At 57.2% G+C, this 13278-nt stretch carries 9 protein-coding genes; 5 read left to right on the forward strand and 4 right to left on the reverse strand.

Going from position 1 to position 13278, the window contains the following annotated elements; genetic code table 11:
* Positions 1–115: 115 nt before the first annotated feature.
* The 3 genes from BWI95_RS12900 to BWI95_RS12910 are packed head-to-tail and all read left to right on the forward strand — an operon-like array spanning position 116 to position 3568.
* A complete protein-coding gene (locus BWI95_RS12900; protein ID WP_076769599.1) occupies positions 116–1492 on the forward strand; it encodes a glycoside hydrolase family 1 protein in 1377 nt (458 codons plus the stop codon).
* A 23-nt stretch (positions 1493–1515) separates the two neighbouring features.
* Positions 1516–2835, forward strand: a complete 1320-nt coding sequence (locus BWI95_RS12905) for a PTS sugar transporter subunit IIC (RefSeq protein WP_054804086.1) — start codon at positions 1516–1518, stop codon at positions 2833–2835.
* A 16-nt stretch (positions 2836–2851) separates the two neighbouring features.
* Positions 2852–3568 carry a GntR family transcriptional regulator gene (locus BWI95_RS12910; protein WP_054804087.1) on the forward strand — a complete coding sequence of 239 codons (717 nt, stop codon included), beginning with the start codon at positions 2852–2854 and terminating at the stop codon, positions 3566–3568.
* Between the two features lie 183 nt (positions 3569–3751).
* Here the strand turns inward: BWI95_RS12910 and ldtB are convergent, their stop codons facing one another.
* Positions 3752–4672: a L,D-transpeptidase gene (gene ldtB / locus BWI95_RS12915; RefSeq protein ID WP_076769600.1), complete on the reverse strand. Its 921-nt coding sequence runs from the start codon at positions 4670–4672 to the stop codon at positions 3752–3754.
* Positions 4673–4879: 207 nt separating this feature from the next.
* Between ldtB and BWI95_RS12920 the strand changes: the two genes are divergently transcribed.
* Positions 4880–6472: an ABC-F family ATPase gene (locus BWI95_RS12920; RefSeq protein WP_023481823.1), complete on the forward strand. Its 1593-nt coding sequence runs from the start codon at positions 4880–4882 to the stop codon at positions 6470–6472.
* A gap of 437 nt (positions 6473–6909) precedes the next feature.
* Here BWI95_RS12920 and BWI95_RS12925 read toward each other — a convergent pair whose 3' ends face one another.
* Together BWI95_RS12925 and BWI95_RS12930 are read right to left on the reverse strand one after the other, a co-directional pair.
* Positions 6910–9276 carry a glycoside hydrolase family 31 protein gene (locus tag BWI95_RS12925; RefSeq protein WP_076769601.1) on the reverse strand — a complete coding sequence of 789 codons (2367 nt, stop codon included), beginning with the start codon at positions 9274–9276 and terminating at the stop codon, positions 6910–6912.
* 15 nt (positions 9277–9291) lie between these two features.
* Entirely contained in the window at positions 9292–10593 is a 1302-nt protein-coding gene (locus BWI95_RS12930) for an MFS transporter (RefSeq protein WP_023481536.1), read from the reverse strand.
* 304 nt (positions 10594–10897) lie between these two features.
* Here BWI95_RS12930 and BWI95_RS12935 point away from each other — a divergent pair, with 304 nt between their 5' ends.
* Entirely contained in the window at positions 10898–11971 is a 1074-nt protein-coding gene (locus tag BWI95_RS12935; protein ID WP_054804088.1) for a LacI family DNA-binding transcriptional regulator, read from the forward strand.
* Here BWI95_RS12935 and BWI95_RS12940 read toward each other — a convergent pair.
* A complete protein-coding gene (locus BWI95_RS12940) occupies positions 11968–13227 on the reverse strand; it encodes a DUF1479 domain-containing protein (RefSeq protein WP_076769602.1) in 1260 nt (419 codons plus the stop codon). The two genes, BWI95_RS12935 and BWI95_RS12940, sit on opposite strands and share 4 nt — an antisense overlap.
* Positions 13228–13278 lie beyond the last annotated feature (51 nt).

Below are 13278 nucleotides of genomic sequence, written 5' to 3' on the forward strand. Positions count from 1 at the left end.
CGCACAATTCTTTCGAAAAGCGTCACAAAACCGCGTTTCTCTCTTTGCCTGTTTTTTCGCCATTCGCTATATGACTAGTCATATACACGAAATGACTAGTCATGGAGAAAGCGCAATGAGCAGAACATTACCGACCGGTTTTTTATGGGGCAACTCTGTCTCCAGCATGCAGACCGAAGGGGCGTGGAATGAGGGCGGAAAAGGGATGTCGGTCTACGATATCCGCGAGGCCAGCGAATTTGCCTCCGACTGGAAAGTCGCCACCGACTCCTATCACCGTTACGAGGAAGATTTCGACCTGATGCAGGATCTGGGCATGAACTGCTACCGCTTTCAGATCGCCTGGAGCCGCGTCTGCCCTGAGGGCGATGGTGAATTCAATCAGGAGGGCATCGATTTTTACGCGCGCTTTATTGATGGTCTGCTGGCGCGCGGCATTGAGCCGATGGTCTGCCTCTACCATTTCGATATGCCGCTGGCGCTGGCGGAAAAGTATAACGGTTTTGTCGATCGCCACGTGCTGGACGCCTTTGTGCGCTACGGCCAGAAGATGATCGACTGCTTCGGCAGCAAGGTGAAGTACTGGCTCACCTTCAACGAGCAGAATATCTACCATATGCCCGGCGCGTTTCAGGTTGGCGGCTATATGCAGGGCGAGAAAACCCTGCGTGAGCTTTACCAGATCCAGCACCACGTGATGATGGCGCACGTGCTGCTGACGCACTATCTGCACGATACCCAGCCCGGCAAACTGATGGGCGGCATGCTGGCGCACCAGTTGATCTACCCGGCTACCTGCAAACCGCGCGATATCTTCTGTGCCATGCAGTATGACGAATTCCTCAATCAGAACCTGCTGCGCGTCTACGCCGGGCAGGGTTACAGCCCGGCGGTGATGGCGGTGGTGGAAAAAGAGGGCTTCGGCGATATCTACCGTGATGAGGATTTGGCGCAGATTGCGCGCGTTAAAAACGACTTTATGGCCTTTAGCTACTACGCCAGCAAAACGCTGGATAGTGACGCCATTGGCACGGATACGCCGGTCAACTACTACCTGCACGAAGGCGACAAGCCTAACCCTTACCTTGAAGCGACGGAGTGGGGCTGGCAGATCGATCCGCTCGGTTTTCGCGCCATCATTACCCGCTACTACAACGACTGGCGGCTGCCGGTCTTCCCGATTGAGAACGGCATCGGTGTGATTGAGGAGTGGGACGGCGTCAACCCGATTGATGATGAGTACCGTATTGCCTATCACCGCGATCACCTGCAGGCGATGCAGGATGCGATGTTTGAAGATGGCGCGCAGGTGATTGGCTATCTCGGCTGGGGGCTTATCGACATTCTCAGTTCCCAGGGCGATATGCGTAAACGCTACGGCGTGGTCTACGTCAACCGCGATAACCACGACCTGAAAGATATGCGACGCGTACCGAAAAAGAGCTACCGCTGGCTGCAACGGGTGATCCGTAGCAACGGGCGTGACATGTAACGCAGTGATAAGAGGGCAGCGCAATGTCTGAGACAAAAATCACGCCGAAAATGCAGTTATTCGTCGATAAGTTCGTGGAGTTCTCCGCCCGCCTGGCAAACCAGGTGCATCTGCGATCCCTGCGCGACGCGTTCGCGGCGGTGATGCCGATATTCATCCTTGCCGGGCTGGCGGTGTTGATCAATAACGTCATTTTCCCCTGGGTGCTGGAGGGCGAGACGCTGGCACGCTTTAAGGTGTGGGGCGAAGCGGTCATTAACGGCACGCTGAATATCGCGGCTCTGTTGATTGCGCCAATGACCGCCTGGTCGCTGGCGCGCAATAAGAACTTCGGGAACCCGGTCTCAGCGGTAGTCATTGCGATTGCCAGTTTTATCATCATGATGCCAATGCAGCTGGACGTGGTGCCGGTGGGGAGTAAAACGACGGTGAGCGTCGTGCAGATGCTGTCGTTTGCCAATATCGGCACCACCGGCATCTTTGCCGGGGTGATTATCGGCCTGCTCTCGACGGAGCTGTTTATCCGCGTTGCCAGCGTGAAGCGCTTCTCCATTTCTCTCGGCGACAATGTGCCGTCGGCGGTGGGGCAATCCTTCTCGGCGCTGATCCCGACGATCATTACCCTGTCGCTCTTCGCGATGGTGGCGGCACTGCTGGCGAACCTGCTGCATACGGATTTGATCCATCTCATCACCACCCTGATTCAGCAGCCGCTGCGCCAGATCAACACCAGCCTGCCGGGCACGCTGTTTATCTACAGCTTCGGCAATTTCCTCTTTACGCTCGGTATTCACCAGACGGTGGTCAACGGCGTGATCCTCGAACCGCTACTGCTGATTAACACCAATGAGAATATGCTCGCCTTTGCCAACGGCCAGCCGATCCCGCATATCATCAACAGTATTTTTGTTCCGACCTTTGGCATGATTGGCGGGACTGGCAGCACGCTCTCGCTGCTGATCGCTATCTTTATCTTCGCAAAGCAGCAGTCGGCAAAGCAGGTGGCGCGGCTGGCCATTTCGCCGGGGCTGTTTAATATCAATGAACCGGTGATTTTCGGCCTGCCGATTGTCTTTAACCTGCCGCTGATGATCCCCTTTGTGCTGCTGCCGGCGCTGGGTATCTGGTTTGCCTGGTTTTGCACCACGATGGGTTGGATGGCGCGCTGCGTGGTAATGATCCCGTGGACTACCCCGCCAATTTTAAGCGCCTGGCTGGCGACGGCGGGCGACTGGCGGGCGGTGGTGGTTCAGTTGATAATCATCATCTTTGGTGTATTCTTCTACCTGCCTTTCCTCAAAATTGCCGAGAGAGTGGCCTTAAGAAACAATGGGATAGACTAAATTACCGGGACGGGTCATGGCGGCAAAATATATCACCATCGCGCGGGAAATTAAGCGGCGCATTCTTAGCCAGCAGTATCCTGCCAGCGCGCCGCTGCCGGACCAGTTCGCGCTGGCGGCAGAGTTTAATACCAGCCGCATGACCATCCAGCAGGCGATGCGTCAGCTGATTGTTGAGGGGCTGGTCTATACCCGCCAGGGGCAGGGCACCTTTATCCGCAAAAATTTCCTTCAGCTGTCGCGCTGGGATCTGCCGGGCAGCGACTATTTTGGTGCCACCAAAACCTGGGAGAACGTTGGCGAAGTGACGAGCAAGATCGTGCGCTTCGATCTGCGTTTTGCCAGCGAAAAGGAGCAGGCTTCGCTGCTGGTGGGGCCGGATGAGCCGGTGTATGACTTTGTACGCCTGCGTCTGCTGGAGGGCGAACCGGTGTCGCTGGAGTTCACACTGATGCCGGTAAACCTGGTGCCGGGGCTCAATCGCAGCCATCTCGAAAGCTCGGTGTTTCGCTATGTGCAGGACGATCTGGCGCTAAAAATTATGGGGTCGTACCGCATTGTTCGCGCGCTGAAGCCGTGCGAGGAAGATAAGCAGTACCTCAATTGTGACGAGACCGATCCGGTGCTGGAGGTGGAGCAGGTTATCTACCTGGAGGATGGCACGCCGCTGGAGTATGCCCATTGCCATTACCGCTACGATCACGGCGGGGTGATTGTGGTTAACCACGGATAAAAGCGCTGTTTTTATTATTGCCGGATGGCGGCTACGCCTTATCCGGCCTACGCGATACATCAACACTGATTGCTTGTGCCATCCGGCAACCAACATAAAAAAAGCGGAGCCGAAGCTCCGCTTTTTAAATCAGTTGTAGGCCGGATAAGCGCAGCGCCATCCGGCATTCAAACCGACCGCCAATCAGTTCAGACGTACCGGCATACCGGAACGGTTCTGGATCGCCTGGTCAACCACGCTTGAATCAACGTCCGCCTGGCTGGTCACCGTCTGCACCGCTTTGGTCAGCGCGATCGGCACGATTTCGCCGCCGGTAAACTGCGCTTCAGTGGTGGAGAGCGGGTTGTGAACTTCGATATAGCGGCTGCCATCCGGTTCGGTGGTCGCTTTTACCGGCTCATCAATAAACTGTACGCGGGTGCCAACCGGCACGTTCTCGAACAGGAATTTGATGTCGTCGTTACGCAGACGCACACAGCCGTGGCTCACGCGCAGGCCGATACCGAAGTTGGCGTTAGTGCCGTGGATCGCATACAGGCGGCCAATATAGAGCGCGTAGAGACCCATCGGGTTATCCGGGCCTGCCGGTACTACCGGCGGCAGCGGTTGACCCATTGCCTGATATTCGGCGTGCATTTTTGCCGTCGGTGTCCAGGTCGGACCGGCTTTTTTACGCTCGACTTTGGTGGTCCAGGCAATCGGGGTATCTTTGCCCAACTGACCGATACCGATTGGCAGCACGATCACCGTGTTGGTGCCTTTCGGATAGTAGTAGAGGCGCATCTCCGCACTGTTAATCACAATCCCTTCATGAACGGTATCCGGCAGGATCAGCTGCTGCGGAACGTTCATTACCGTGCCACCTTTCGGCAGATAGGCGTCAATGCCCGGGTTAGCTTCCAGCATGTTGGAGAGACCCATCTGGTATTCAGCCGCAAAGTATTCCAGCGGCTGGTTATTGCCTTCAGGAATGGTTACGACCTGGTTCTGACCGATCAGACGGCTGCCATCAGTCGGCAGCGGATAAGTCACAGCAGACGCGCTATTGCAAAATCCCACGACAGCAAAGGCCGCCGCGAAGAGAGTTCTTAATTTCATATTCATGTTGTGCGAGATTATTGCCACACTGGCCGTTGGGTTGAGAATGCAGGAAGCGCATTATATGTGCATTCCCCCGTCCAGGGAATTCAGATGTTGACGAAATCACACTTTTTTCCCGTTGTTTGCAGTGTAGCGGCCTGACAGGGGGCAAGAATCTAATTCGGAATTGTGGCATACTATGGCGTTTGTCACATATTTCAGGATATCGCCGTGTTAGTCACCAGCAACGTCACCATGCAGTTCGGCAGTAAGCCGCTGTTCGAAAACATTTCCGTCAAATTTGGCGGCGGCAACCGTTACGGCCTGATCGGCGCGAACGGGAGTGGTAAATCCACCTTTATGAAAATCCTCGGCGGCGACTTAGAGCCGTCGCTGGGTAACGTCTCTCTCGATCCGAACGAGCGCATCGGTAAGCTGCGTCAGGATCAGTTCGCCTTCGAAGCCTTCAGCGTGCTCGACACGGTGATCATGGGCCACGCCGAACTGTGGGAAGTGAAGCAGGAGCGCGACCGCATTTACGGCCTCGCCGAGATGAGCGAAGAAGATGGCTATAAAGTGGCCGATCTCGAAGTGCTGTATGGCGAAATGGATGGCTACTCGGCGGAAGCGCGCGCGGGCGAACTGCTGCTCGGCGTTGGTATTCCGGTAGAGCAGCATTACGGCCCGATGAGCGAAGTTGCCCCCGGCTGGAAACTGCGTGTGCTGCTGGCCCAGGCGCTGTTCGCTAACCCCGATATTCTGCTGCTCGATGAACCAACCAACAACCTGGATATCGACACCATTCGCTGGCTGGAGCAGGTGCTGAACGAGCGTGACAGCACCATGATCATCATTTCGCACGACCGTCACTTCCTGAACATGGTCTGCACCCATATGGCGGATCTCGACTACGGCGAGCTGCGCGTCTACCCGGGCAACTACGACGAATACATGACTGCCGCCACCCAAGTGCGCGAGCGTCTGCTGTCGGATAACGCCAAGAAGAAAGCGCAGATTGCCGAACTGCAATCCTTCGTCAGCCGCTTTAGCGCCAACGCCTCTAAATCGCGTCAGGCAACTTCCCGCGCCCGCCAGATCGATAAGATTAAGCTCGACGAAGTGAAAGCCTCCAGCCGTCAGAACCCGTTCATCCGCTTCGAGCAGGATAAGAAACTGTTCCGTAACGCGCTGGAAGTGGAGCAGGTGACAAAAGGTTTCGATAACGGCCCGCTGTTTAAAAACTTCAATATGCTGATGGAAGTGGGCGAGAAAGTCGCCATCCTCGGTACTAACGGCGTCGGTAAAACCACGCTGCTGAAAACGCTGGTCGGCGAGCTTACGCCTGAGAGCGGCACGGTGAAGTGGTCGGAAAACGCCCGCATCGGCTACTACGCGCAGGATCACGCGGCGGATTTCGATAACGATCTGACAGTGTTCGACTGGATGAGCCAGTGGAAGCAAGAGGGCGATGACGAGCAGGCGGTGCGCAGCATCCTGGGTCGTCTGCTGTTCAGCCAGGACGATATCAAGAAACCGGCGAAGGTACTCTCCGGCGGCGAGAAGGGCCGTATGCTGTTCGGCAAGCTGATGATGGAAAAACCGAATATTCTGGTGATGGACGAACCGACCAACCACCTGGATATGGAGTCGATCGAATCGCTGAACATGGCGCTCGAAATGTACCAGGGCACGCTGATTTTCGTCTCGCACGACCGTGAATTCGTAAGCTCGCTGGCAACCCGCGTGATTGAGATTACGCCGCAGCGCGTGGTCGATTTCACCGGTAACTATGAAGATTATCTGCGTACCAAAGGTATCGAATAAATTTACCGTCTTTACCGTCGTCTTTCACGCCGCAGGTGCGTTGGCTGCACCTTCGTACCCCGGTCACTTACTTCAGTAAGCTCCCGGGGATACTCAGGTTTGCCGCCTTCCTGCAACGCGAAATACTTAGGTAAATGCTGAGCAGATAAAGGAACGGATTGCCGGATGGCGCGTAAACGCTTATCCGGCCTACGGGATCGCTCTGCTTTTGTAGGCCGGATAAGGCGAAGCCGCCATCCGGCAAAGGAGCAGATGCCGGATGGCGCGTAAACGCTTATCCGGCCTACGGGATCGCTATGCTTTGTAGGCCGGATAAGGCGAAGCCGCCATCCGGCAAAGGAGCAGATGCCGGATGGCGCATAAACGCTTATCCGGCCTACGGGATTGTTACTGCTTTTGTGGGCCGGATAAGGCGTAAGCCGCCATCCGGCATTTTTTTACCTGAAAGACCACGCCGTTGCCGGCTCGCCGTTAATCATTAACCGGCGTTTTTCCCCGGCGGGCAAGGTGACATTCAGCGTCTGCCACGTCGGGCGGTAATCGCCGCGCGCGGTAACCTCAAGGTTAATGGTTTCGCTGTCGCACACCATCTCCCAGCTTAACCACAGCGCATTGCCCTCTTTATAACCCCACGACTCGCCATCATCCTCAAACAGCAGGCCGCTGGAACGCCCGGTGCCTTTCAGCGGGAAGAGTTGCAGTTCGCGGAAGGTGTCGCTTTTCGCCTCTACATGACGAATGCGGTTGCTCAGCGGTAAACCGGCACCGGCGCGCACCAGCAGCGGCAATTTTTCTAGCGGAGCATCCAGCGTCACCCACTGACCCGGCGCGTACCACGCTCCGGTATAAAAATCGTACCAGCCACTCTCATTGGCGGGCAGCCAGAGAGAACGCTCGCGCTGACCCGGCTCAACGACGCTGGCGACCAGCAGATCGCGCCCGAGCAGGAAGTCGTCGCACTCCTCAAAAGTCTGCGCATCGTTTTCATGATCGAGGAAGGTCGGGCGCAGCATCGGCTCATCATCGGCATGCGCCTGCCACAGCAGAGTGTAGAGATAGGGCAGCAGGCGGTAGCGCAGCTCAATCGCGCTGCGGATCGCCGGCGTCACCGCCGGGTACATCCACGGCTCATTCACCGTCTGGTCATCGTTCCAGGAGTGAATGGTGAAACGTGGATGCATCACGCCGTTTTGCACCCAGCGCACAAACAGCTCGGCATCGGGTTTATCACCGGAGAAGCCGCCGACATCATGCCCGACGTTATAAAGCCCGGACAAACTCATCCCCAGCCCCATGCGGGTGTTGTAGCGCAGCGTCTGCCAGTTAGTGCGGTTATCGCCGCTCCAGGTCTGCACATAGCGCTGCATCCCGGCACAGCCGGAGCGGGAGATCAGATAGGGGCGTTTGTCCGGAGCGAAACGTTGCTGCGCTTCCATCGAGGCGCGCATCATCAGGAGCGGCATCACCGGGCGAATATGCTTGATGGCGATCTCCTGACCAAAACCGGCGCAGCGCGCTTCGCCATCCCACACTTCAAACTCGTTATTGTCGTTCCAGGTGGAGTCGATGCCCATCTCCAGCAGCTGCGTGGTCACGCCCTCCTGCCACCAGGCGATGGTCTGCGGGTTGGTGAAATCGAGATGCGAACCCTCGTCATCCCAGAAGCTGGAGCGCTCCGGCCCGGGGTTTTCCGAATCGCGGATAAACAGCCCTTTTTCCGCCACTTCGTGATAGCGCGGATGATCCTGCAACAGACAGGGTTTGATATTGGCTGCTAGCTTCAGCCCGGCATCGTGAAACGCCTGGCTCATCTCCTTGGGCTGCGGCACTTTGTCGTAGTTCCAGTTAAAAACGTAGCGTTTGCCGTTGATCGAGGTGTAACCCGATGAGAGCTGGAACGAGTCGCAGGGGATCGCATGCTCTTCACACAGGCGAATAAAGTTCATCAGCTGGTTTTGCGCATCCGGCGCATCGGTGTAGTGCATGGTCGAGCCGCTGTAGCCGAGGCTCCACTTCGGCCCGAAGAGGGTTTTGCCCGTCAGGCGCACAAAGGCTTTGGTGACATCCAGCGCGCGCGCGCCGGTAAAAATGTAGTAATCGATATCGCCCGCTTCCGCCTGCCAGCGGCGATAGGCGGTGTGGTAGTTATCGATCTCATTCCCGAGATCCAGCCAGCAGCTGCTGAGGTTGTCGTAAAACAGCCCGTAGCTGACATCATCCCGGCGGGTGAGGGTGAAAGGGACATGTTTATAGAGCGGGTCGGTGCTCGCCGCGTTGTAGCCCATCGCATCGAGGTTGCGCATCTCATAGCGCTGGCCGGTACGTTGCAGGTTGCCCGCTTTCTCGCCGAGGCCGTAGAAACGCTCCTCCTTTTTACGGCTGAGGTAGTGCGCCACGCCGTCACCGTGAGCATTGATTTGATAAGCGCTGGTGGGGCGATCGCCTGCCAGCCACTGCCACTCGCCCGCTTCATTACGGTAGTGCCACTCCAGCCATAACGGCTGGTGCACCGTCACTCGCAGTTGCTCGCTCTCAACGGTCAGCGTCTCCTGCTGCTGTTCAAGCTTCCACTCAGGCAGGCTAAAACCGCTCAGATCCTCACGGCTGCGCCCCTCCCACGGCACATCCTCACCTGGCGCGATGCTCCAGGTGCGCGCCAGCGCCAGTTCGCCCTTGCGCTTAATCAGCACGCGAAACAGGTTCGCTTCCAGCACATAGAGGCAGAGCGTATGTTGCTCATCAACCAATAGCTCAACGTGATGAGCGCTCTGTTTTTGTAACGTCCAGTTCTTCAGCGTTTTCATAGCAGACTTCCACAATCAGGCGCGTTTTGCGCGACGTTCAGCAATAAATGCCACCAGGAAAATAGCGCCAATCAGGTCAAAGAAACCCATGGCAATAAACAGCGGGTTGAAGCCAATCTTGTCGGCGGTAACGCCAATCAGCAGTGAGAAGAGGAAGCTGGCGATCCACGCCGCCGAGCCGCGCATGCCGTTGACGGTTGCCATCTGGCCTTTGTCGAATGACTCAACCACCAGCGCGCTCAACATGCAGGAGATGATCTGGTGGCCGAAGCCGCCAATCGAGATCAGCACAATGGTGATATAGGGATCGCGGGTGATCGCAACAATGGCCAGCGAGATCATCAGGAACGCGCCGGTCAGGGAACTGGCAACTACCGAGTTGACGCGCGAGCAGCCGAACCAGCGGGTATAGAGTTTGGTGAGATAGCCGCTGGCGACGCTGCCGAGATCGGCGGCGAGGAAGGGGAGCCAGGCGAACATCGCAATCTGTTTCAGATCCATGCCGTGCTCTTTCGCCAGATAGAGCGGCACCCAGAAGCTCAGCACCGCCCACGCCGGTTCCGCCATAAAGGCCGGAATGGCGATGCCGTAGAAGCGTTTGTTTTTCGATACGTTTTTCAGCGCGGTAAGGAAGGGCAGTTTCACTGCTGGCGGCTCATTATCCTGCTGAATAAAGGCCAGCTCTTCGCGGCTCAGATTCGGGTGCTTGTCCGGGTTGTGATAAAACGCCCACCACAAAATCACCCACAGCAGCGCCAGCACGCCGGTAAACATAAATGCCCCCTGCCAGCCAAACGAGGCGTGGGCGAAGTAGATGATTGGCGGTGCCAGCATCGCGCCGATGGAGAAGCCGACGCCCGCCCAGCCAGCGGCGACCGGACGCTCCGATTTCGGGAACCACTCGCCGATTGTTTTGGCGTTAGCGGGCGTTGCCGCCGCTTCCGACGCGCCCATGGTAAAGCGCAAAATCGCCAGATGGATCCAGCTGCTTGCGCCAGCATGGAACATACAGGCCAGCGCCCAGATGATCGCGCAGACCATAAAGCCCACTTTCAGGCCAATCACATCGATTAACCAGCCACACAGCGGCTGGAACAGGGTATACGCCAGCTGAAATGCGCCGACAATCCATGAATATTGTTCGGTAGTAATACCGAGGCTGGTTTTCAGTTCCGGTGCCAGGATGCCCAGCGAGTTACGGGTGATGTAGTTCACCGTCACGCCAAACAGAAAGAGTACCAGCATCCACCAGCGTAATTTTTTGAAGATCCGGCGACTGCTGGTGGCCGCCACGTCGTTGTTAATCCCCTGGCTCATGGTGTTCTCCGCTCATCGTTTTGTAGGGACGTTGCGTTATCGCGGCCGGGTGAAAAGTTGTTATACCGCCAGGCGCGCGTGATGATTTTTTTCTTGGTTTTTGTCTTAAGAACACACACAACTAGTATGGAAGTTGTATGACACATTTACCGTAGGGGAGAAAAAAGCGCGGCTAAAGTCGATTTTGTGCAAGGATTCTCATCAATTGACCGAATATTGCGGCAGACTGCAATCGAAGCCATAAATATCAGGCTTTCTGCTCTATGAAAATTTTCCCATTTCACAAACGGAGCAAGATCACAGAATGGATAAAAAGCTCAAAATCAGCGAAATTGCCCGGCGCACAAATCTGTCGACCAGCACCGTTTCGCGGGTGCTGGCGGGAAAAGCCAACACCAGCGAAAAAGCGCGCGCGGCGGTGCTGGCCTGCGCCCGTGAACTGGGGGTGATGGAGGGGATTGCCGCCGGACGGCTGCTGCTCAATAACCTGATTGTCTTTGCGCCGCAGCGCGCCTTTGATGAGCGCTCCGATATCTTCTACTACCGTGTCATTCAGAGCATCAATAAGGCACTGGAGCCTCACGACGTGCGGCTGCGCTACTGCGCGCTGGAGGAGCTGGACAGCGATGCCAATGAATTTCTGGCGCGTATGAATGCAGCCGAAACCCAGGCGGCGATCCTGCTCGGCATTGACGATACCCATATTCACGAGCTGGCGGCGGATATCGGCAAACCCTGCGTGCTGATCAACTGCCGCGATGGGCGTATGCGCCTGCCCTCGATTGCGCCGGATCACCGCACCATCGGCGAGTTTGCTGCCCGCTATCTCTTTGATATGGGCCACCGCGATGTGGTGAATGTGATGTGCCTGCGCCGTTACACCATGGATCTGCGCCTCGCAGGCATTAAAGCAGCGTGGCAGCAGCAGAACCTGCGTTTTAACAGCAAACGGGATCTCATCACCGTACCCAGCTTTAGCGCCAAAGAGGCGGCGCTGCGGGTGGCGGAGTGGCTGGACGATCCGGCAAACAAAACGCCGCCGACCGCATTTCTGGTCAGCGGCGATTTTATGGCGCAGGGGACGGTGCAGGCGCTGCTGCAGCGGGGTTTGCGCGTGCCGCAGGATGTGTCGGTGATGAGTATTGACGCCTTTAACCTCGCGGCAATTCAGGATGTGCCGCTCACCGCGGTGCATGTTCCGCGCGATGAGCTGGGCGCGGAAGCGGTGCAGCTATTGCAGCAGCGCCTGATCCGCCCACAGGCACCGACCGGCTCGCTGCTGTTAAACGGCACGCTGGCAGTGCGCGAGTCGGTGCGGCGGATACGCCCGGGGCAGCGACGCACCGCCGTGGCTGGTGACGGGCTGTATGATGCTTAACTCTCCATCCCCAGCGCGCGCTTACCGTGCGCATTCAGATCGCTGAGCGTAAAGCGGCCTGACCAGTCGCGCTCATAATCCTCGCGCGGAAAATCCCCGGGCGAGCTGCCTTGCTCCAGTGCGACCTTCACCGTGCGGGCATAAGCCAGGTTCTTCTCACACAGCGGGGCAGCGGGGATATACATCACATTGCCCCAGCCCTGCTGGTTTTCCACCGGGGCGACTGAGTGGATCACATCGCAGTGCCACCAGACGGAATCGCCCGCTTCAAGGGGAGGAATGCTGCTCAGCGCTTCCATCAGCAGCGGGTGCCACTTCTCTGAAACCGGCAGCACGCGGCCAGGTGCCACGCCGCACAGCTCATCGTCCGGGATATCATCCAGCAGCGGGCGCAGCAGAATGTAGGCCATCGCCTCGGGGATCGGCACCACGTGCAGCAACCCCTGACCAGCGATCATATCCGACAGCGCCGTCCAGCCCTGGAAGGTGCGAAACACTGAACATTTGGTGGTGTTCTCAACCGAGTACTCCTCCACCTCGGTGCGGTGCGCCGCATCCCATGGATCATATTGATCCAGTTTGCCGTTAAAGACGTTGGCAAAGACGCGCTGATAGGCCGGCAGCAGCCAGCGCTCCAGCGCGCCGGAATCCGTATGCGCCCCCAGCCCTTTCGAGGTGGTGCCCGGCGGGCGGCGGCGAATGCGATCCGGGTAGATGACGCTAACATCGGGGTTAAACCACGTGCGCCCCTCGCTCTCAAACCGCCACAGCCGGTTGAGGAAAGATTGCGCGGCCGCCATTTCATCGCTCTGGCGCGCCTGCATCTGCGCCTGTGACCAGTAGATCGGGTAGATCTCCGGGCGCGAAGCCTCCAGCGTGCCGAAAAAGCTGTCGCCCGGGCCTTTATAGACCTCATCAAAATGGTTTTCCGCCAGGTAGTCGAGCATCGCGCGATCCCAGCCCAGCGCCTGCTCGCGCGGGAAATGGCCTTTAATCACCACGCAGCCGCGACGTTTGATCAACGCGCGCTGTGCCTCGGTCACGCGTCCGTTGGCGAGATCGGCATAGTTAAGCTGCGGCCAGACAGATTCGCCGCGGGCTTTTATCGCCTTAATCTCCTCCACGCGCTCACTAATACGCGCGCTGAGTTGATCGAACAGCTGTTGTACATCGCCAATTTGCGCCCGCAGCGCCTGTTTCATCTGGCGGATGGCGGTTTTGTGGTCGGCAGGAAGGGTTTCATGGGTAAACGTCATAGGCACCTCTTTCTTTCATTCGAAAGTAATTAAGATTACAAATGACAATCT

The organism is Kosakonia cowanii JCM 10956 = DSM 18146 (genome assembly GCF_001975225.1).
Lineage (GTDB): Bacteria > Pseudomonadota > Gammaproteobacteria > Enterobacterales > Enterobacteriaceae > Kosakonia > Kosakonia cowanii.